The sequence below is a fragment of the Streptomyces sp. NPDC002888 genome (assembly GCF_042888465.1).
In the GTDB taxonomy this organism is placed as follows: Bacteria; Actinomycetota; Actinomycetes; order Streptomycetales; family Streptomycetaceae; genus Streptomyces.
On the sequence record NZ_JBIAPU010000007.1, the window covers coordinates 331041 to 352055 of the forward strand.

At 71.8% G+C, this 21015-nt stretch carries 16 protein-coding genes; 6 read left to right on the plus strand and 10 right to left on the minus strand.

Annotation, left to right across the window (positions count from 1 at the left end; all coding sequences use genetic code 11):
- Nucleotides 1–87: 87 nt before the first annotated feature.
- The 7 genes from murD to rsmH are packed head-to-tail and all read right to left on the minus strand — an operon-like array spanning nt 88 to nt 9171.
- Entirely contained in the window at nt 88–1512 is a 1425-nt protein-coding gene (gene murD / locus ACFYWX_RS14745; protein WP_389424372.1) for a UDP-N-acetylmuramoyl-L-alanine--D-glutamate ligase, read from the minus strand.
- Nucleotides 1494–2567 carry a phospho-N-acetylmuramoyl-pentapeptide-transferase gene (gene mraY, locus ACFYWX_RS14750; protein WP_389424373.1) on the minus strand — a complete coding sequence of 358 codons (1074 nt, stop codon included), beginning with the start codon at nt 2565–2567 and terminating at the stop codon, nt 1494–1496. The genes murD and mraY overlap by 19 nt, the downstream gene beginning before the upstream one ends.
- The gene (gene murF / locus ACFYWX_RS14755; RefSeq protein WP_389424374.1) at nt 2564–3994 is read right to left on the minus strand and encodes a UDP-N-acetylmuramoyl-tripeptide--D-alanyl-D-alanine ligase; all 1431 of its coding nucleotides are present in this window, start codon (nt 3992–3994) and stop codon (nt 2564–2566) included. The genes mraY and murF overlap by 4 nt, the downstream gene beginning before the upstream one ends.
- A 4-nt stretch (nt 3995–3998) precedes the next feature.
- On the minus strand, nt 3999–5681 hold the full coding sequence (locus tag ACFYWX_RS14760; protein WP_389424375.1) for a UDP-N-acetylmuramoyl-L-alanyl-D-glutamate--2,6-diaminopimelate ligase: 1683 nt from the start codon (nt 5679–5681) through the stop codon (nt 3999–4001).
- Between the two features lie 26 nt (nt 5682–5707).
- Nucleotides 5708–7657, minus strand: a complete 1950-nt coding sequence (locus tag ACFYWX_RS14765) for a peptidoglycan D,D-transpeptidase FtsI family protein (RefSeq protein WP_389424376.1) — start codon at nt 7655–7657, stop codon at nt 5708–5710.
- Nucleotides 7658–7662: 5 nt separating this feature from the next.
- A complete protein-coding gene (locus tag ACFYWX_RS14770) occupies nt 7663–8160 on the minus strand; it encodes a septum formation initiator family protein (RefSeq protein WP_389424377.1) in 498 nt (165 codons plus the stop codon).
- Between the two features lie 54 nt (nt 8161–8214).
- Nucleotides 8215–9171: a 16S rRNA (cytosine(1402)-N(4))-methyltransferase RsmH gene (rsmH, locus tag ACFYWX_RS14775; RefSeq protein WP_389424378.1), complete on the minus strand. Its 957-nt coding sequence runs from the start codon at nt 9169–9171 to the stop codon at nt 8215–8217.
- A 283-nt stretch (nt 9172–9454) separates the two neighbouring features.
- Here rsmH and ACFYWX_RS14780 point away from each other — a divergent pair, with 283 nt between their 5' ends.
- The 4 genes from ACFYWX_RS14780 to ACFYWX_RS14795 all read left to right on the plus strand — a co-directional run bounded on the left by ACFYWX_RS14780 (nt 9455) and on the right by ACFYWX_RS14795 (nt 15195).
- Nucleotides 9455–10063, plus strand: coding sequence for a beta-class carbonic anhydrase (locus ACFYWX_RS14780; RefSeq protein ID WP_389424379.1), 609 nt, complete (start codon nt 9455–9457; stop codon nt 10061–10063).
- Between the two features lie 235 nt (nt 10064–10298).
- Nucleotides 10299–11336, plus strand: a complete 1038-nt coding sequence (locus ACFYWX_RS14785; RefSeq protein ID WP_389424380.1) for an AAA family ATPase — start codon at nt 10299–10301, stop codon at nt 11334–11336.
- Nucleotides 11336–12697 (plus strand): DUF58 domain-containing protein, encoded by a 1362-nt coding sequence (locus tag ACFYWX_RS14790; RefSeq protein ID WP_389424381.1) that lies wholly within the window; start codon nt 11336–11338, stop codon nt 12695–12697. Before ACFYWX_RS14785 ends, ACFYWX_RS14790 begins: the two co-directional genes overlap by 1 nt.
- Nucleotides 12694–15195, plus strand: coding sequence for a DUF3488 and DUF4129 domain-containing transglutaminase family protein (locus ACFYWX_RS14795; protein WP_389424382.1), 2502 nt, complete (start codon nt 12694–12696; stop codon nt 15193–15195). Before ACFYWX_RS14790 ends, ACFYWX_RS14795 begins: the two co-directional genes overlap by 4 nt.
- Before the next feature lie 583 nt (nt 15196–15778).
- On the opposite strand, the gene ACFYWX_RS14800 is transcribed toward ACFYWX_RS14795, so the two are convergent.
- From ACFYWX_RS14800 to ACFYWX_RS14810, 3 genes are all read right to left on the minus strand, one after another.
- On the minus strand, nt 15779–16171 hold the full coding sequence (locus ACFYWX_RS14800; RefSeq protein WP_389424383.1) for a DUF3040 domain-containing protein: 393 nt from the start codon (nt 16169–16171) through the stop codon (nt 15779–15781).
- Nucleotides 16172–16449: 278 nt separating this feature from the next.
- Complete coding sequence (locus ACFYWX_RS14805; RefSeq protein ID WP_389424384.1) at nt 16450–17220, minus strand: methyltransferase; 771 nt, start codon at nt 17218–17220, stop codon at nt 16450–16452.
- A 208-nt stretch (nt 17221–17428) separates the two neighbouring features.
- Entirely contained in the window at nt 17429–17992 is a 564-nt protein-coding gene (locus ACFYWX_RS14810; RefSeq protein ID WP_389424385.1) for an SAV_6107 family HEPN domain-containing protein, read from the minus strand.
- Nucleotides 17993–18156: 164 nt separating this feature from the next.
- On the opposite strand from ACFYWX_RS14810, the gene ACFYWX_RS14815 reads away from it, so the two are divergent.
- Both ACFYWX_RS14815 and ACFYWX_RS14820 read left to right on the plus strand, forming a co-directional pair.
- A complete protein-coding gene (locus ACFYWX_RS14815) occupies nt 18157–18924 on the plus strand; it encodes an ATP-binding cassette domain-containing protein (RefSeq protein WP_389424386.1) in 768 nt (255 codons plus the stop codon).
- Nucleotides 18896–20980, plus strand: coding sequence for a YhgE/Pip family protein (locus ACFYWX_RS14820; protein WP_389424387.1), 2085 nt, complete (start codon nt 18896–18898; stop codon nt 20978–20980). Before ACFYWX_RS14815 ends, ACFYWX_RS14820 begins: the two co-directional genes overlap by 29 nt.
- Nucleotides 20981–21015 lie beyond the last annotated feature (35 nt).

Consider the following 21015-nt stretch of genomic DNA (forward strand, 5'->3'; position numbering starts at 1 on the left):
GGACACCCGCCGATCACACCCGGGCCACATCCGAGTCACGCGTCCCTCCAAGGGTCCCGATGCACCCGCCGTGGCCAAGCCCCGCCGTCAGGTGCCCGCGCCGAGTTCGCGAACCGCTTCCGCGAACGCGTCACCGCGCTTGTTGTAGTTGGTGAACATGTCCATGGAGGCGCAGGCGGGGGCGAGGAGCACCGTGTCGCCCGCGACCGCGAGCCGCTTCGCCTCCTGGACGGCCTGGAGCATCGCCCCAGTGTCGGTCCGGTCGAGGTCGACGACGGGTACCTCGGGGGCGTGTCGCGCGAGGGCTTCACGGATGAGCGCGCGGTCGGCGCCGATGAGGACGACCCCGCGCAGCCGCTTCGCCGACCCCGCGACCAGTTCGTCGAAGTTCGCGCCCTTGGCGAGGCCGCCCGCGATCCACACGATCGACTCGTACGCCGCCAACGAGGCTTCCGCCGCGTGGGTGTTGGTGGCCTTGGAGTCGTCGACGTAGGAGACGCCGTCCACGTCGGCCACGTGTGCGATGCGGTGGGCGTCCGGGGTGAAGGCCCGCAGGCCGTCCCGTACGGCCTTGGCGGGCACTCCGAAGGCCCGGGCGAGAGCCGCGGCGGCGAGGGCGTTGGCGATGTTGTGCGGGGCGGGCGGGTTGACGTCGGAGACCTCCGCCAGCTCCTGGGCGTTCTTCTGCCGGTTCTCGACGAAGGCGCGGTCGACCAGGATGCCCTCCACGACGCCGAGTTGGGAGGGGCCCGGGGTGCCGAGGGTGAAGCCGACGGCCCGGCAGCCCTCCTCGACGTCCGCCTCGCGCACCAGGTCCTCGGTGGCCTTGTCGGCGGCGTTGTAGACGCAGGCGACCCGGTTGCCCTCGTAGATACGGCCCTTGTCGGCCGCGTACGCCTCCATGGAGCCGTGCCAGTCGAGGTGGTCGGGGGCGAGGTTGAGGACGGCGGCCGAGTGGGCGCGCAGGGAGGGCGCCCAGTGGAGCTGGTAGCTGGAGAGCTCCACCGCCAGGACGTCGTACTGCTCCTCGCCGAGGACCACGTCGAGCAGCGAGACGCCGATGTTGCCGACGGCGGCCGTGCGCAGGCCCGCCGCCTTCAGGATGGAGGCGAGCATCTGGACGGTGGTGGTCTTGCCGTTGGTGCCGGTGACGGCCAGCCAGGGTGCGGCGTCGGGGCCCCGCAGCCGCCAGGCCAGCTCGACATCGCCCCAGACCGGCACGCCGGCGTCGCGCGCCGCCGCGAACAGCGGCTTGTCCGGCTTCCAGCCGGGCGCTGTGACGATCAGCTCGGTTCCCTCGGGCAGGGTCGCCCCGTCACCGAGGCGCACGGTGACACCGAGCGCCTGAAGTTCGGCGGCCTGCTCCCGCGCGCGGGCGTCGTCGCCGTCGTTGACGACGGTGACCTTCGCGCCGAGCCCGTGCAGCACCTTGGCCGCCGGGATGCCGGAGACGCCGAGCCCGGCGACGGTGACGTTCTTTCCCTGCCAGTCGGTCACTTGTCCGCTGCCCATCCCGCGTAGAAGAGGCCCAGTCCGACAATCACACAGATGCCCTGGATGATCCAGAAGCGGACCACCACAAGGACTTCGGACCAGCCCTTGAGTTCGAAGTGATGTTGAAGTGGCGCCATGCGGAAGACGCGCTTGCCGGTCAGGCGGAAGGAGCCGACCTGGATGACCACCGACATGGTGATGAGCACGAACAGGCCGCCGAGCAGTGCGAGCAGCAGCTCGGTGCGGGAGCAGATCGCGAGGCCGGCGAGCACACCGCCGAGCGCCAGCGAACCGGTGTCACCCATGAAGATCTTGGCGGGCGAGGTGTTCCACCACAGGAAGCCGAGGCAGGCGCCCATCAGCGCGGCGGAGACGACCGCGAGGTCGAGTGGGTCGCGCACCTCGTAGCAGGCGTTCGGGTTGGTCAGGGTCTCGCCGTTGGCGCAGGACTCCTGGTACTGCCAGACGCCGATGAAGGTGTAGGCGCCGAAGACCAGCACGGAGGCGCCGGTGGCGAGGCCGTCCAGACCGTCCGTCAGGTTCACGCCGTTCGACATCGCGAGGATCATGAACAGCGCCCAGACGACGAACAGCACGGGGCCGATCGTCCAGCCGAAGTCCGTGATGAACGACAGCTTCGTCGAGGCCGGGGTGTTGCCGCGGGAGTCCGCGAACTGCAGCGAGAGCACCGCGAAGGCGATACCGCCGAGCAGCTGGCCGGCCATCTTCGCCTTGGCCCGCAGACCCAGCGAACGCCGCTTGACGATTTTGATGTAGTCGTCGAGGAAGCCGACCAGCCCCATGCCGACCATCAGGCCGAGCACCAGCACACCTGAATAGGTCACCGGCTTGCCCGTGATCACCTTGGACAGGAAGTACGCGGCGACCGTCGCCAGGATGAAGGCGATACCACCCATGGTCGGCGTACCGCGCTTGCTGGCGTGCTCGCGCGGGCCGTCGTCGCGGATGTACTGGCCGTACCCCTTGCGGGCCAGGAGCTTGATCAGCAGCGGGGTGCCGATCAAGGTCAGGAACAGGCCAATGACTCCTGCGAACAGGATCTGCTTCATCATCGGGCGGCAACCTCACCCTCGGCACCGGTCTCGATGAGCGCCTGCGCCACGCTCTCGAGCCCGACCGAACGGGACGCCTTCACGAGTACGACGTCTCCCGGGCGCAACTCGCTGCGCAACAGGTCGACCGCCGCCTGTGCGTCGGACACGTGCACCGACTCCTCACCCCACGAACCCTCGTTATATGCGCCCAGTTGCAGCCAGGAGGCTTCGATTCCCCCGACCGCGACGAGCTTGCTGACGTTGAGTCGGACGGCGAGCCGTCCGACCGCGTCGTGCTCGGCGAGCGCCTCGTCCCCGAGCTCGGCCATCTTGCCGAGCACCGCCCAGGTCCGACCCCCCTGTGCCCGTGAGGCTCCGCCCATCGCTGCAAGCGCACGCAGGGCCGCTCGCATGGACTCAGGGTTCGCGTTGTAGGCGTCGTTGACGATCGTCACGCCGTCCGGGCGCTCGGTGACCTCCATCCGCCAGCGGGAGAGGGAGCCCGCCTGGGAAAGCGCGGTGGCGATCTCTTCCGCGGACATGCCCAGCTCATGGGCGACGGCGGCCGCGGCGAGCGCGTTCGACACGTGGTGCTCACCGTACAGGCGCATGGTCACATCACTGCACCCGGAGGGTGTGTGAAGGCTGAAGGCGGGCTGTCCGCTGTCCGTGAGTCGCACGTTCTCGGCGCGTACGTCCGCTTCGCCGGACTCTCCGAAAAGGATCACCTTCGCCTTGGTACGGGAGGCCATGGCCCGGACCAACGGATCGTCGGCGTTGAGGATCGCGGCACCGCCCTCCTCCGCCGCGGGAAGGGCCTCCACGAGTTCGCCCTTCGCCTGTGCGATCTGCTCGCGTCCGCCGAACTCGCCGATGTGGGCGGTGCCGACGTTGAGCACGAGGCCGATCTTCGGGGGCGTCAGACCGGTGAGGTAGCGGATGTGGCCGACGCCGCGCGCGCCCATCTCCAGGACGAGGAACCGGGTCTCCTCGGTGGCGCTGAGCGCGGTCAGCGGCAGCCCGATCTCGTTGTTGAACGATCCGGGCGTCCACACCGTCGGCCCCTTGCGCTGGAGCACCTGCGCGATGAGGTCCTTGGTGCTGGTCTTGCCCGCCGAGCCGGTGAGAGCCACGAGGGTCGTGCCGAGTCGGTGCACGACGTGCCGGGCGAGGGCGCCGAGGGCCGTCTGGACGTCCTCGACGACGATCGCGGGCACGCCGACGGGGCGCGACGCCAGAACGGCTGCCGCGCCCGCCTGGACCACTGCCGGTGCGTAGTCGTGGCCGTCGACGCGCTCGCCGACGAAGGCGGCGAACAGGCTGCCGGGCACCACCTCACGGGAGTCCCGGACCACCGGCCCGGTGACCTGCACCGACGGATCCGGTATGTCGTGCGTCTGCCCGCCGACGGCTGCTGCGATCTCGGCGAGAGAGAGGGCGATCACAAGTTCATCCCTGGGTCTTCTGGATAGCTTCGCGAAGCACCTGGCGGTCGTCGAAGGGACGCACCACCCCGGCGATGTCCTGGCCCTGCTCGTGGCCCTTGCCCGCGATCAGCACGGTGTCCCCGGGCTGTGCGCGGGCGACGACGGCTTCGATCGCCGCGGCCCGGTCCTCGAACAGCAGCACCTCGCCGCGCTCGTGCGAGGGCACGGACGCCGCGCCCTCCAGCATCGTGGCGAGGATCGCCAGGGGGTCCTCGGAGCGGGGGTTGTCCGCGGTCAGTACGGCTGTGTCGGCGAGGCGCGCCGCGGCGGCGCCCATCGGGCCGCGCTTGGTCCGGTCGCGGTCGCCGCCGCAGCCGACCACGATGTGCACCTGGCCCTTGGTGACCTTGCGCAGGGCGCGCAGCACCGACTCGACGGCGTCCGTCTTGTGGGCGTAGTCGACGACCGCGAGGTACGGCTGCCCGGCGTCCACGCGCTCCAGCCGCCCGGGCACACCCGGCACGGCGGCGACGCCGTCGGCTGCGGTCTGCGGGTCGAGGCCGGCGCAGGCGAGGGCGACGACGGCGGCGAGGCTGTTGGCCACGTTGAAGGGGCCCGCCAGCGGCGACTTGGCGGTGACGCGCCGGCCGTCGGGCACGACGATCGTGAAGGTCGAGTCCAGCGGGCCGACCTCGACGTCCTCGGCGCGCCAGTCGGCGTCGGGGTGGCCCTCGGCGGAGAAGGTGACGACGGGGACGGTGGCCTCCTCGGCGAGGCGCCGGCCGTACTCGTCGTCGAGGTTGACCACGCCGAGTTTGCTGCGTTTCGGCGTGAACAGCTGCGCCTTGGCCTGGAAGTAGTCCTCCATGCCGGAGTGGAACTCCATGTGTTCCGGGCTGAGGTTGTTGAAGACTGCGATGTCGAAGACACAGCCGTCGACCCGGCCGAGGACCAGGGCGTGGCTGGAGACCTCCATCGCGACCGCCTCGACGCCGCGCTCCCGCATGACCGCGAACAGGGCCTGCAGGTCGGTGGCTTCGGGGGTGGTGCGCTCGGACTTGATGCGTTCGTCGCCGATGCGCATCTCGACCGTGCCGATCAGCCCGGTGGCACGGTTGCCCGCTCGCAGGCCGCCCTCGACGAGGTAGGCGGTGGTGGTCTTGCCGGAGGTGCCGGTGATGCCGATCTGCAGCAGGTCCCGGCCGGGGTGGCCGTAGATCGTGGCCGCCAGTGCGCCCATCCGTGCGCGCGGGTCGTCCGCGACCAGGACCGGCAGGCCGGTGGCCGCGGCGCGCTCGGCGCCCGTCGGGTCGGTCAGCACGGCGACGGCGCCCAGGCCCGCGGCCTGGGTGACGAAGTCGGCGCCGTGCAGGCGGGCGCCCGGCAGGGCGGCGTACAGGTCGCCGGGGCGGACCGCGCGCGAGTCATGGGTGATGCCCGTGACCTCGGCGGCACTCTCCGGCGGCTCGGCACCCAGCTGATCGGCGAGCTCCGCGAGGGGTGCGGCGGAGATCTGGACCGGCCTGGGCGGTCCCGGATATGTCACGGGGTGGCCCTTCTGGGTGATTTGGGACTGATCAGCGTGTGGCACGGCGGTGAGCGTACCGGGCGCACCCGCTCCGGAGCGAAGCGAGGGCGTGGGTGAGGGGATGGGCGAGGGGGTGGGCGGGGTGCGGTCCCCGGGATCGGGAGTGATCATGGTCACGGATCGTTCCTGGCTGGTTGCGCCGATCAGGGTCGGTAGGTGACGGGCAGCTTGGCGGCCTTCGCTCCCGTGGGCGGGATCTGGAGCGACTTCAGCGCGAACTCCATCACCTGCTTGTAGACGGGGCCACAGATCTGGCCACCGAAGTAGCTGCCCTTGGTCGCGTTCTGGATGGCGCAGTAGACGGTGATGCGGGGCTTGTCGGCGGGGGCGAATCCGGCGAACGAAGAGGTGTAGCCGTGGTACTTGCCGGTGGCCGGATCCACGCGGTTGGCCGTGCCGGTCTTGCCCGCCACCCGGTAGCCGGGGATGCGCGCCTTGGTCCCCGTGCCTTCCTCGTCGTCCACCACCGACTCCAGCATCTGGGCGAGGGTCTTCGCCGTCTTCGCGCTGACGACCCTTGTCTTCTTGGGCTTCGGGGCGGGTTCAAAACGTCCGTCGGGTCCCTTCGTGCCGCGCACGAGCGTCGGTTCGACGCGTACGCCGCCGTTGGCGATCGTCGAGTAGACCGACGCCGCCTGCATCGCGTTCATGGACACGCCCTGGCCGAAAGGAATCGTGTACTGCTGCGAGGTCGACCACTTGTCCGCCGGCGCCAGGATGCCCTTGGTCTCGCCGGGGAAGTCGAGTCCGGTGTAGGCGCCGATGCCGAACTTGCGGAGGTAGGACGAGAGGACCTGGTTGGCCTCGGCCTGCGTCTTGCCGAGCTGGCCGGTCGCCAGGATGGTGCCGATGTTGCTGGACTTGGCGAGCACGCCGTTGAGGGTGAGATACCAGGTCGGGTGGTCGATGTCGTCCTTGAACAGCCGGTCGCCGCGGTGCAGCCGGTTGGGCACGACGACGTGCGTCTGTGGCGTGGCGGCGTTCTCCTCCAGCACTGCGGCCATGGACATGACCTTGGCGGTGGAGCCGGGCTCGTAGGCGTCCTGGAGGGCCGCGTTGCCCATGGCGGCCGAGTTGGCCTGGGAGAGGTCGTTGGGGTCGAAGCCGGGCGAGTTGGCCATGGCGAGGACCTCACCGGTCCGGGCGTCCTGGACGATCACGTAGCCACGGTCCGCCGCGGACTCCTTCACCTGCTGGGTGATGGCGTTCTGCGCGGCCCACTGGATGTCGCGGTCGATGGTCAGCTCGACGTCGGCCCCGGGCACGGCGGGCGTCTCGGTGGAGCCCGCGGTGGGGACCTGGCGGCCGCCGGACTGGGCGTAGCGGATCTTGCCGTCCTTGCCGGCGAGGAGGCCGTTCAGCTGCTGCTCGACACCGCCGCCGCCCTTGCCCTCGTCGTTGACCCACCCCAGTATCCCGGCGGCGAGGTCGCCGTTGGGGTAGACGCGTTTGCTGCTGGACACCGCGAAGACGCCCGAGAGGACGTTGGCGGTGGAGGGGTCGGTCTTGCCCTTGGCGACGAGCGCGGTCCGCAGGTCCTTGATCTGCTTCCAGACCTGGGGGGTCTGCCGGCGGGCGAGCATGACGTACTGCCCCTTCGCCTTCAGCTTCGTGATCAGCGTCTCCTGGTCCTGGCCGAGGATCGGCGCCAGCAGCGCGGCCGCCTGCTCAGGTCCGTCGCCGACCTTCAGCTGCTTGCTGGTGAACATCGTGGGGTCGGCCGTGATGTCGTAGGCGTCGACGCTGGTGGCGAGGGCCACGCCGGAGCGGTCGGTGATGCCGCCGCGCTCGGCGGCCAGGACGTAGCCGACGTAGCGGTTGCGCTCGGCCTTGGCGGCGTACGTGCTCGCGTCGACCGCCTGGACCTGCAGCAGCCGTACGACGAAGGCGATCATCACCAGGGCCAGTGCCAGGCCGACCAGGCGCAGCCGGGGGCGGGGGCTGCCCAGCCGGATGATGCGCGGGGCCCCGGGGCGGGGCGGGGCCGGGCGGCGGGCCGGGCGGGCGCCGGGGCCGGGGCGCCGCTGATTGCCGGGTCGGGCGGGCCGGGCGGGGCCGGGCACGCGGCGGCGCGGCGGTTCCCTGTCGGACACTTCCGTCACCTGCCGGGGGTCGTGGTGGGTGTGGAGGGCTGCGCGGGGGCGGGGGCGGCCGCGGGGGGCGCGGTCAGTGCCTCGGGGGCGAGGACCAGCGGGGCGCCCATGGACGTCTGCCCACCGCCGGAGGCCGGGGCGGGGCTGGGGACGCCCTTGACGGTGCCGTCGCGGTCGAGGAAGGCGGGGTCGCCGCCGGGCACCATGCCGAGCTCGCGGGCGCGCCGCTGGAGGGCGTCGGGGGCGGAGTAGGCGTCGATGTCCCGCTGGAGGGCCTGTTCCTCGTCGGTGAGGTTCTTGGTGTCCCGCTGCAGGTCGTCCATCTTGAACGCGCCTTCGCTGAGCGCGGAGTTCAGCACCAGCAGTCCGATGAGGCCGCCGCCGAGGAGCAGGACGACGAGGAGGACGAAGGGCGTGCGGGCCGCCTGGCCGGAACTCGTCGCGCCGGGGAAGAGCCGGGCGAGCCGGGCAGCCCTCCCTCTCAGTTCGGGTTTCCTACTCACCCGCCCTCCCCTGAGTTCGAGTTTCCAACCCGGCCGCCCGCCCCATGGCCTGCGTCACTCCACGTCCTCCCTGATGCGCTGGGCCCCGCGCAGCCGCGCCGGGGCCGCCCGCCGGTTCTCGGCGACCTCTTCCTCGGTGGGAAGTTCGGCACCGCGCGTGAGCAGCTTGAGCCGGGGCTGGTAGCGCTCGGGGACCACCGGCAGGCCGGGCGGGGCGGTGGAGGCGGCGCCGGCCGCGAAGACCTGCTTGACCAGCCGGTCCTCCAGCGAGTGGTACGACAGCACGGCGATCCGCCCGCCGACGTCGAGCGTCTTCACGGCGGCCGGGATCGCACGCTCCAGGACGGTCAGCTCCCCGTTGACCTCGATGCGCAGTGCCTGGAAGGTGCGCTTGGCGGGGTTGCCGCCGGTGCGCTTGGCGGCCTGCGGGAGAGCGTCCCGGATCAGCTCGACGAGCCGCGCGCTGTTGCTGAACGGCTCCTTCTCGCGCTCGCGCACGACTGCGCCGACGATCCGCTTGGCCTGCTTCTCCTCGCCGTAGGCGCGCAGGATCCGCACGAGTTCGCCGGGCGGGTAGGTGTTGAGGACCTCGGCCGCGCTCGCGCCGGTCGTCTGGTCCATGCGCATGTCGAGGGGGGCGTCCTGGGCGTAGGCGAAGCCGCGGTCGGCCTCGTCGAGCTGCATCGAGGAGACGCCGAGGTCGAAGAGGACGCCCTGCACGCGCGCGATGCCGAGCCGGTCGAGCACGTCGGGCAGCTCGTCGTAGACCGCGTGCACGAGGGTGGCGCGCTCCCCGTACGGCGCCAGCCGCTCGCCGGACAGGCGCAGGGCCTCCTTGTCGCGGTCCAGGGCGACGAGCCGGGCCTCGGGAAACCGCTCCAGCAGGGCCTCGCTGTGGCCGCCGAGGCCGAGGGTGCAGTCGACGACCACCGCTCCCGGGCCCTCCAGCGCGGGTGCCAGCAGGTCCAGGCACCGCTGGAGCATCACCGGGACGTGTCGACTCTGGCTCAAGGGGCCCTCTCAGGTCCGGCGCGGGCCGTACGCGAGGCCGAGCCGTCCGTACGCGCCGCGCACGTGGGGGAGATCTCCGGCGGGCTCGCCGGATCCCGGGGGATTCAGTCCAGCAGGGAGGGCCTCGCCTCCCGCTTCGCGTCACTTTAGTGCACCGTGTCACGCGGTCAATCAACCGGCCTGCGCGTCGCGGACGGACGCGTGCACCACGCGACAAACTGGGTAAAAGGACCCGGGTGGGCGCGCTCTCATCACCTCTGTGGATTACCTCACACAGACCGTCATGACGGTCTTTTTCCCATCTCACCGCAGGACCGGAACCGCCGTGACCAGTACCGTCATGAATATGACGACCTCCGCATCCGTTCCCGCCACGTCCGAAGGCGCCATACCGACCGGCACCGTCACCGACCGCCTCGTCGAGGCGAACGAGCGGTACGCCGCAGCGTTCGCCGACCCCGGCAGGGACGCCCGGCCCGTCCTGCAGGTCGCGGTCGTGGCCTGTATGGACGCCCGTCTCGACCTGCACGCCGCGCTCGGCCTGGAGCTCGGCGACTGTCACACCATCCGCAACGCGGGCGGTGTGGTCACCGACGACGTGATCCGCTCGCTCACCATCAGCCAGCGCAAGCTGGGCACGCGCAGCGTCGTGCTGATCCACCACACGGGCTGCGGCCTGGAGGCGATCACCGAGGACTTCCGTACCGAACTGGAGATGGAGGTCGGCCAGCGCCCCGCCTGGGCCGTGGAGGCCTTCCGAGACGTCGATCAGGACGTCCGGCAGTCGATGCAGCGGGTGCGCACCTCGCCGTTCCTGCTGCACACCGACGACGTGCGCGGGTTCGTGTTCGACGTGAAGACGGGTCTGCTGCGCGAGATCGACCCGGCGTAATCATCCCACGTGACACTCGTTCCTCGGAAAACTCCCGCCCCTCCGCCCGCATAAGGCGTTAAGGCCGACATATCGCGGGCAGTTGTCCACAGGCGAGTGACACGAATCGGTAACGGCAGCAAGAATGCGGGTGTGGCGCCACTGAGCATTTCGCGGGTGGTGTCCGTGATTCGGGGTGGGCCGGTCCGCAGCGTAACGCGTCGGCCCGGAGAAAGAACGGGCCGAGGAGGGCCGGGTGACGACCTATGACGAGCGTGCGAGCCTTACTGATCTGACTGCCACGGTGGAGCGGGTCCGCAGTTCTGTGGAGCAGGTGATCGAGGGCAAGCCCGAGGTCGTACGGCTTTCGCTGACCGTGCTGCTCGCCGAGGGGCATCTTCTGATCGAGGATGTCCCCGGCGTGGGCAAGACCATGCTCGCGAAGGCGCTGGCGCGCTCCATCGACTGCACGGTGCGCCGTATCCAGTTCACGCCCGACCTGCTCCCGTCGGACATCACGGGTGTGTCCATCTGGGACCAGCAGCGCCGGGACTTCGAGTTCAAGCCGGGCGCGATCTTCGCGCAGATCGTGATCGGCGACGAGATCAACCGGGCCTCGCCCAAGACGCAGTCGGCGCTCCTGGAGTCCCTGGAGGAGCGTCAGGTCACCATCGACGGGCAGACCTACGAACTGCCCAGTCCCTTCATGGTGGTGGCCACGCAGAACCCGGTCGAGATGGAGGGCACCTACCCGCTGCCGGAGGCCCAGCGCGACCGCTTCATGGCCCGCGTCTCCATCGGCTACCCGAGCGCGGAGGCCGAGCTCCAGATGCTCGACGTGCACGGCGGGGTCAGCCCCCTGGACGATCTCCAGCCGGTGGCGCACGCGCACGAGATCCTGAAGCTGATCGACGCCGTCCGCGGCGTCCACGTCGCCGACACGGTCCGGCGGTACGCGGTCGACCTGGTCGCCGCCACCCGCACCCACCCCGACCTCAGACTCGGTGCCTCGCCACGCGCCACGCTGCACCTGCTGCGCGCGGCGAAGGCGTCCGCCGCCCTCAGTGGCCGGGAGTACGCGCTGCCGGACGATGTGCAAGCGCTTGCCATCGCTGTTCTGGCGCACCGTCTGCTGCCCACCGCGCAGGCCCAGCTCAACCGCCGTACGGCGGAACAGGTCGTCCAGGAGATCCTCCAGCAGACCCCTGTCCCCGCGGCCCCCCAGCAGCAGGGCTACGGCGGCCTGGGCACCGGCACACAGGCCTACGGCCAGCAGCCGCCGCGGAGGCTGTGATGACCTCCGGCAGTACGGGGCACGCGGAACCCGGCCGGGCCGAGAAGGGCGGGGTCCGCACGGCCCTGGCCGGCCTGACCACCCGCGGACGCTCCTTCCTGGCCGCCGGGATCGCCGCCGCGATCTGCGCGTACGTCCTCGGCCAGGCCGACCTGCTCCGCGTCGGCCTGCTGCTCGCCGTGCTGCCGCTGGTCTGCGCGGGCGTCCTCTACCGCACCCGCTACCGGGTCGCCGGCAGCCGCCGGCTCTCCCCCGCGCGCGTGCCCGCGGGCAGCGAGGCCCGTGTCCATCTGCGGATGGACAACGTCTCCCGGCTGCCCACCGGCCTGCTCATGCTCCAGGACCGGGTGCCCTACGTCCTCGGCCCGCGCCCCCGCTTCGTCCTCGACCGGGTCGAGGCGGGCGGCCGGCGGGAGGTGTCCTACCGGGTCCGCTCCGACCTGCGCGGCCGCTATCCGCTGGGCCCACTGCAACTGCGCCTGAACGACCCGTTCGGCCTGTGCGAGCTGACCCGGTCCTTCTCCACGCACGACACCCTGACGGTGATCCCGCGCGTGGAGCCGCTGTCACCGGTGCGCTTCAGCGGCGAGGCCAGGGGCTACGGCGACGGACGGCAGCGCTCGCTCGCCCTGGCCGGCGAGGACGACGTGATCCCGCGCGAGTACCGCTACGGCGACGACCTGCGCCGGGTGCACTGGCGCTCGACCGCGCGCTACGGCGAGCTGATGGTGCGCCGCGAGGAGCAGCCGCAGCGCTCCCGCTGCACGGTGCTGCTCGACACCCGGGGCATCGCCTTCCAGGGCGCCGGCCCCGACTCGGCCTTCGAGTGGGCGGTCTCCGGCACCGCGTCCGTGCTGGTGCACATGCTGGAGCGGGGCTTCTCCGTACGGCTGCTCACCGACAGCGGGAACTCCGTGCCCGGCGAGGGCGCCGACGGGTTCGCCGGCGCGAGCCAGGAGTCGGCGGACGCGGCCGGGCTGATGATGGACACCCTCGCCGTGATCGACCACTCGGACGGCACGGGCCTGTCCCGGTCCTACGACGTGCTGCGCGGCGGCAACGAGGGGCTGCTGGTGGCCTTCTTCGGCGACCTCGACGAGGAACAGGCCACGGTGGCGGCCAAGATGCGCCAGCGCAGCGGCGGCGCCCTCGCCTTCGTGCTGGACAGCGACACCTGGGTGCGTGAACCGAATGACGCGGCCGGACCGATGAACAGGACGGAGGAGCGGCTGCGGATGCTGCGCGAGGCGGGCTGGACGGCCCTGAGCGTGCCGCGGGGCACTCCGCTGAACGACCTGTGGCGGCAGGCGGACCGTGAGCGCACGGGCGTCGTGGCGGCGAGTGGAAAGGCGGGTTCATGAGCGGGCGGGCACGACTGACCCTGTGCGCCTGGGCGGCCACGCTGATGGCGTCGTGCGCCCTGCTGCCCCTGGTCGACCCGGCCACATGGATCCTCCAGGCCGCCGCCCTGCTCGGGATCCAGTCCGGGGTCGGCGCGCTCACCCGGCGGGTGCCGCTGGCCCGGCCGCTCACGGTGGCGGCACAGACCGTGGTCACGCTGATGCTGCTGACCCTGACGTTCGCCCGGGAGCAGGCGTTCGCCGGGCTGATCCCCGGGCCCGAGGCCTTCGGGCACTTCGCCGACCTGCTCCAACAGGGCACGGACGACGTGGCGCGGTACGCGATCCCGGCGCCGCTGTCGGACGGCATCCGGCTGATGCTCATCGGCGGTGTGCTGGTCATCGGGCTGATGGTGGACACCCTCGCGGTGACCTTCCGCAGCGCGGCCCCGGCCGGTCTGCCGCTGCTCGCGCTGTACTCCGTGGCCGCGGGGCTGGCCGACGGCGCGGCCGACTGGCTGTGGTTCCTGGTCGCGTCGGCCGGCTATCTGATGCTGCTGCTCGCCGAGGGGCGGGAGCGGCTCTCCCAGTGGGGCCGGGTCTTCGGCGGCGCGGCGCGCTCCGGGGGCGGCGGGTCCAGTCCGGTGGCACCCGTGCGCACCGGGCGCCGCATCGGCGCGGTCGCGCTGGGCGTCGCCCTCGTGGTGCCGCTGCTGCCGCTGCCCGCGATAGAGGGCGGCCTGCTGGACAGCGCCCGGACCGGGGTCGGGGTGGGGACCGGCGGCGGGGGCACGATCTCCGCGGTGAACCCGCTGGTGTCACTGCGCGACAGTCTGAACGTGGACGAGGACCGCCAGGTGCTCTCCCTGCGCACGAGCACGAGCGACATCTCGAGTCTCTACCTGCGGATCGTCTCCCTGGACGACTTCGACGGCACCACCTGGAAGCCGTCCAAACGGCACATCGTCGCCCTGCCGGACGAGCTGCCCACGCCGCCCGGCCTGGGCCCCGACGTCCGGCGCTCCGAGGTCCGCACCCGTGTCTCGGCCGCCGACTGGTACGCCCAGGACTGGCTGCCGATGCCGTACCCGCCGAGCGGCGTCAAGATCAAGGGCAACTGGCGCTACGAACCGGTCGGCATGACCCTCGTCGGCGACCACGGCCAGAAGACGCGCGGGGCGACCTACGAGGTGACCAGCCTCGACGTGGAGCCGACGGCGCAGCAGCTCGAGGACGCGCCGGCGCCACCGGGGTCCCTGAAGGACCAGTACACCAAGGTGCCGGACTCGCTGCCCGCGGTGGTGTCCCGGACAGCCCGCCAGGTGACCAAGGGCTCGGCGAGCGACTACGAGCGGGCGGTCAAGCTCCAGGACTACTTCGCCGTGACCGGCGGGTTCACCTACGACACCGAGGTGGAGGTCGGCACCGGGCCCGACGCGATCGCCCGCTTCCTGCGGGACAAGCAGGGCTTCTGCGTCCACTTCTCCTTCGCGATGGCGGCGATGGCCCGCACGCTGGGCATACCTGCGCGGGTCGCGGTGGGCTTCGCGCCGGGTTCCCCGCAGGCGGACGGTTCGGTGTCGGTGGGCCTGAAGGACGCCCACGCCTGGCCCGAGCTGTACTTCGAGGGCGTGGGCTGGACCCGCTTCGAGCCCACCCCCAACCGCGGTACGACTCCTCCGTACACGCTGCCGGACACACCGGGCAGCACCCTCCCGGACCTGCCGCAGGCCTCGCGTTCCGCGGACGCGGCTCCGTCGACCGCGCCGTCGGCGAGCACGAGCTGCTCGGCGGAGCAGAAGAAGGTCGAGGGGTGCAGTGGCGCGCTGCCGCTGGACCCGGGCCAGACGGACGAGGCGAGCCCGCCCTGGTACAAGATCCTCTGGTGGACGCTCCTGGGCGTCGCGGCGGTGGTCCTGCCGTTGCTGCCGATGCTCTGGCGGTTCAGAAGGCGCTCGGTGCGGCTGGCCTCGGCCCAGCACACGGCGTCGGCCACCGGGCCGTCCGGGGTGCGGGACAAGGAGCGCGGGGGCGAGGAGTACACGGGTGAGATCTCCGTGGACGCGGTGCCCGGCGAGATGCCGTCGAGGCAGGTCACCGAGGTGGCCGTCGGGCATGTCCTGGCGGTCTGGCGTGAGCTCACCGACACGGCGTGGGACTACGGCGTCGCACCGGACGACGCCCTGACGCCGCGGAAGGCGGCGGCCCGGATCGTGCGGCTCGGGGAGCTCGACGAGCCCACGGCCGCGTCGGTGCACCGCGTGGCGGGCGCCGTGGAGCAGGTGCTGTTCGCGCCTCAGCCGCGGGCGGAGGCCGGGCTGGCCGACGACGTGCGCGGGCTGCGGGTGGCGCTGCGCTCCAGGGCCGACTGGACCACCAGGCTGCGTGCGGTCGTCGCGCCCCGCTCGGCCGTCCGCGCGGTGTGGGACCTCTCCGACCGCTGGACGTCCCTGAAGGCCCGCTGGGCCACCCGCCGGGCGAACCTGCTGCGCCGCCCGTCGGGCCAGCAGAGCGGCTGACGCCAGAGACGGAGAGCGGCCCCTGCCCCGGGGTTTCCGGGGGCGGGGGCCGCTGGTCGCAGCACAGGCACCGCTTTGTCGCGACACGGGGGCCGCTGCCCTGCGCCCTTCTTGCGGGGCACTGTGCCGGTCCCGCTCGCCTTCGCCCTGCCAGAGGCTGGGGGCCGTCCCGCTCGCATTCCTGGCGAGGGCAGTAGGCCGTCCCGCTCGCCCACTCCCCCAGAGGCACTGCGCCGGGCGCGCCCGCCCGTTCTCCCGGAGGCAGTGTGCTGTCCCCGCTCGCCCCTCCTGCCGGAGGCTCTGCGCCGGGCCCCCGGCTCTCCTGCCGGAGGCTCTGCGCCGGTCCCGCCCGCTCCCCTGCCAAAGGCACCGCGCCGGTCCCGCCCGCTCCCCTGCCAAAGGCACTGCACCGGTCCCGCCCGCTCCCCTGCCAGAGGCACTGCGCCGGTCCCGCCCGCCCATCCTGCTGGCGGCTCCGCGTCGTCCCGCTCTGGATCGGGGTCTGCGCATGCTTGAGGGGGTGACCACCCGGTGGTGGTCACCCCCTCACTGCGTCTGTATGCAGGAGCCGTAGGTAGGGCCGTCAGTGGCCCTGCTCGTCGCGGCGGCGCTGCCAGCGCTGCTCGATGCGGTCCATCATGGAGCGTCTCGAGCGGCTCTGACGGCGAGCGTGCGGCGCGGCCCCGGTGGGCTGTTCGCCCGGCTTGGGAGCCTTGCGCCAGCCGGTCACGGCGAGCACGGCACAACCCAGCATGACCAGGAAGCCCACCACGCTGAGCCACACCTGCTTGGCGACCATTCCGGCCATGAGGAGCGCGATACCTACGAGGAAGCCCGCGACCGCCTGGTAGACCCGTCGCCGGGTGTACGTACGCAGTCCGCTTCCCTCGAGCGCTGTCGCGAACTTGGGATCTTCGGCGTACAGCGCTCGCTCCATCTGCTCGAGCATGCGCTGCTCGTGCTCCGAGAGCGGCACGGAGTCCTCCTCATCGTGCAGTCGCCGGGGCGACCCGGGGGGTCCCTTCAGGATAGGCAGGGAATCGCCCCCGTGAAACCCGCCCCTCTACGCCAATTGGCCAACCGGAATCCGTCATGAAGCAGCCCGGCTCGCTGAAGATTCCATTCCCCAGCAGCCGACCCGTCATGCCGGGTGGTCTCCCTCGATCATACGGCGCACAGCGCCCGAACGGGGGGCCTGTGGCGTACTCCATCCGCAGCCGAGGCGCTGATCAGCGGTATGCCACGGGAGGCGGCTCACGCCTCGGCGGCACCCCGGGTCTCGCCGAGTACATGAAGTTGCGTGGCCACGGAGTGGAAGGCCGGGAGTTCGGCCGCGGCCTCCTCCAGCTTCAGCAGCGCCTCCAGCGCTCCGGGCTCGGTGTCGACGAGCACGCCGGGGACGAGATCGGCGAAGACCCGCACGCCGTGCACGGCGCCGACGGTCAGCCCCGCGCCCTCGACCAGCGCGGTGAGCTGGTCGGCGGTGAAGCGGCGCGGCACGGGATCACCCGAGCCCCAACGGCCGTTCGGGTCGTCGAGGGCCTGCCTGGCCTCCTTGAAGTGACCGGCGAGGGCGCGCGCGAGCACGGCACCGCCGAGACCGGCGGCGAGCAGGCTGAGGACCCCCTCGGAGCGCAGGGCGGCCACGGCGTTGCCGATGCCCTCGGCCGGGTCGTCGACGTACTCCAGGACGCCGTGGCACAGCACGACGTCGTACCCGCCGCGCTCGACCACGTCGAACAGGCCGTGGGCGTCGCCCTGGACGCCCTGGACGCGGTCGGCGACGCCGGCCTCGGCGGTGCGGCGCTCCAGGGCGAACAGCGCGTTGGGGCTGGGGTCGACGACGGTGACCCGGTGGCCGAGGCGGGCGACGGGCACGGCGAACTTGCCGCTGCCGCCTCCGGTGTCGAGGACGTCCAGCGACTCCCGACCCGTGGCCTTGACGCGGCGGTCGAGGGCGTCCTGGAGGACCTCCCAGACCACGGCGGTACGGAGAGAGGCGCGGGGTCGCATCGGGTCCGACACGGCAGTTGACTCCTCGGCGCGGCCCCGCGTCCTGAGCGGAGCGGAGCGGACGGGCTGCCTCCCTTTCCGGAGGCACCGGAGGGGAGGCTTCAGGCGCCCTCCACCCTATTGCCTCCGGCACCGGACCCGGTCACCCCGGCACCGCACACCCACGACCGTCTCGCACGCCGGACCACGCATCACGAGCACGCGATCAGCCCAGGTGCCGTCAGCCCGCGTCCGGCATCGCCGCCCCGTCGTGTGGGTCGTCTCCCCCCTCCGGGTCCTGGCGGGGCTGTGGGAGGACCGGCTGGAGGACCAGCATCCGCTCGACCAGGCGCAGGAACATCGCCGCGTCGCGTATCAGGTCGTCGGCGTCCCGTCGGGTTGCCGCGCCCTGGATGCCCGCCTCGGCCCGGGCGCGGCGCCGGGCCCCTGAGGCGAACAGCGCGCTCCACTCGGTGAGTTCGGGCGCGATCTCGGGGAGCACTTCCCAGGCGCTGCGGATGCGGGCCCGGCGCCGGGTCGTGGGTTCGGGGCGCCCGCGGGCGGCAAGCACGGCGGCCGCGGTGCGCAGGGCGGCCAGGTGTGCCGTCGCATAGCACTCGTTGGGCGTTTCGAGGACGGCTGCCTCGTCGAGTCCGGCCCGGGCCTGGGCGAGCAGATCGAGGGCGGCGGGCGGGGCCGAGGACCGGCGGAGCACGGGGTGTACGTCGCTCGCCGGTCCGGTCAGTGAGGGGGCAGGGCCGGTGGCGCGGCGCCGACGGGCGGCGGCTGCGTGGTAGCTGGCCATGACGAACCTCCTGTCGTCTGGGTGACGGCACTGTGGCCGTATGTGCCCATCGTGAGGTATGGCACTGACAATCCGTTCTGACCTGGGCCTTTGCTTCGATCGACAGTTCGGGTTAGTTTTTGCACTGACCAGTCAGTTCAAAAACTCTCCATCAGGGGATGACCATGGGGGGAACCCAGGACGGCCTGGCCGTCACGGCCCGCGCCCTCGGGCTGAAAGGACCCCGCGGCTGGACGTTCCGCGGGGTCACCGTCGACGCGGAACCCGGCTCGCTGATCGCGATCGAGGGACCGTCGGGCTCGGGGCGTACGAGCCTTCTGCTCGCCCTCACCGGGCGGATGAAGCCCACGGAAGGGACCGCGATCGTCGGCGGCTTCGAACTGCCCCGGCGGATGGCGGCCCTGCGCCGCGCGAGCGCGCTCGCCCACGTCCCGGGCGTCACCGACCTCGACCCCGCCCTGACCGTCGGGGAGCACCTGCGCGAACGGGCCCTGCTGGAGCGGCGGTTCGGCGGCACCGTACGGGGGCTGCTGCGGTCGCGCGCCGAGCGCTCGACCGAGGCGACGCTGCGCGTCGACAACGCGTCGGCCGCCGCCGGCCTCGACCGGGAGGCGCTGCCCAAGGGGCCGCGGACGGCCGTACGCGATCTGGAACGCGTGCAGGCCCTGCGCCTGTCCGTCGCCCTCGCCCTCGTCGGCCGCCCGCGGCTGCTCGGTGTCGACGACACGGACCTCAAGCTCTCCGACGCCGAACGGGCCGATATCTGGGCCCTGTTGAGGTCCCTCACCGAGGCAGGGACGACGGTCGTGGCGGTGTGCAGCGAGGCCCCGGAGGGCGCGGTGACCGTGTCGACCCGGGAAACACCGGCGGCCCCCGAACAGGACGACAAGGAGGAGGACCCCGATGCGGTCGCCGAAACTCGCGGCGCTTGAGCTCCGGCGCTTCGGCCGCGGCAGACTGCCGCGTGCCGCCCTGGTCGCGCTTCTGCTGCTGCCCCTGCTGTACGGCGCCCTGTACCTGTGGTCCTTCTGGGACCCGTACGGCCGCCTCGACCGCATCCCCGTGGCCCTCGTGAACGACGACAGGGGCGCGACGGCCGACGGGAAGAAACTCCGCGCGGGCGACGACATCACCGAGGGCCTGCGCGACAGCGCCGTGTTCGACTGGCACGAGGTGAGCGCGGCGCAGGCACGCGCGGGCGTGGAGGACGGCACGTACTACCTGTCGCTGACCATGCCGGCCGACTTCAGTCGGCGCATCGCCTCCAGCTCGGGCGACTCCCCCGAGGCGGGCGCGCTCCAGGTGCGCACGAACGACGCGAACAACTACATCGTCGGGCAGATCTCGCGGACGGTCTTCAGCGAGGTGCGCACGGCCGCGTCCACGAAGACGTCGCGTTCCTTCCTGGACCGGATCTTCGTCTCGTTCTCCGACATCCACGGCGAGACGGTGAAGGCGGCGGACGGGGCCGACAAGCTCAAGGGCGGCATCGGCAAGGCCGAGGAGGGCTCCAAGGACCTCGCGGACGGCCTGAAGGACGCCGAGGACGGCAGCGGCAAGCTCTCCAAGGGCCTGAAGAAGCTCAACAAGGGCGCGAGCGGCCTGGAGGACGGCTCGAAGAAGGTCGCGGAAGGCACCCAGACGCTCGCCGACAAGGTCAACGGGATCAACGGGAAGCTGGGGCCCTTCCTGAAGGACAACGAGAAGGCCATCGGGGACACCGCCCAGTTCGTCGCCGACTCGGCCGAAACGATCCGCGACGACCTCGACACCCTGGTGAAGCAGGCGCCGGTCGCCGCCGACAACGCGCGCGCGGACTCCGACGACCTGAACGACGTCTACAAGGCACGCTGCGAGACCCCGGTACTTCCCGACTCCGCCTGCTCCGACCTGAAGAAGGCCAAGGACGCGGCGGCCGACGTGGCCACCGTCGCAGAGGACCTCGACACGCTGGTCACCGGCCACGACGAGGACCTGAAGAAGCTCGACACCCACCTCGAGACGCTCCAGAAGCAGGCCCAGGCGCTCGCCGACGACGCACCCCACCTCTCCACGGACCTCAACGACGCCGTCACCAAGGTCAACGACCTGAACGACGGCGCCGAGAAGGTCGCCGCGGGCGCGAAGAAGCTGCACACCGGTCTGGGCACCGCCAAGACCGGAGCGGTCGACCTCGACGAGGGCGTCGGCAAGCTCAAGACCGGCGCCGACGACCTCAACGGCGGCATGTTCAAGCTGGTCGACGGCTCCGGCAAGCTCGCCGGGGGCCTGCACGACGGGGCCGAGCAGATCCCGGACTACGACAAGAAGGACCGCGACCGGCGCACCGCCGTCATGGCCGACCCCGTCCAGCTCGCCACCCAGGACCTGCACAAGGCGCCCAACTACGGCACCGGTTTCGCCCCGTACTTCATCCCGCTGTCCCTGTGGGTGGGCGCGATGGTGGCGTACATGCTGATCCCCCCGATGAACCGGCGGGCGCTCGCCACGGGCGCCTCGGCGTGGCGGATCGCCCTGGCCGGCTGGCTGCCGGTGGTGGCGGTCGGGGTGCTCCAGACGGCGGCCCTGATGGCCGTGCTGCACTGGGCGGTCGGCCTGGAGATGGTGCGGGCGGCCGGGACGGTGGGCTTCCTGTTCCTGGTGACGGCGTGCTTCGCGGCGCTCGTGCAATGGCTCAACGCACGGTTCGGGGCGGCGGGCCGGATCCTGGTCCTCGCCCTGCTGATGCTCCAACTGACGTCCGCGGGCGGCACCTACCCCGTGCAGACCAGCCCGGGCTTCTTCAACGCGCTGCACCCCTTCCTGCCGATGAGTTACGTCGTCGACGCCCTGCGCAGGCTCATCACCGGCGGCGGTCTCGGCCCGGTGTGGACGGCGTGTGCGGTGCTGGCCGCCTTCACCGCCGGCGCTCTCGCGCTGACCGCGCTGTCGGCGCGCCGCCGCCAGGTGTGGACGCTCGACCGGCTGCACCCGGAGCTGAGCCTGTGACGTCCGGATCTTTGGGGAGACGGTTCCTGTGACAA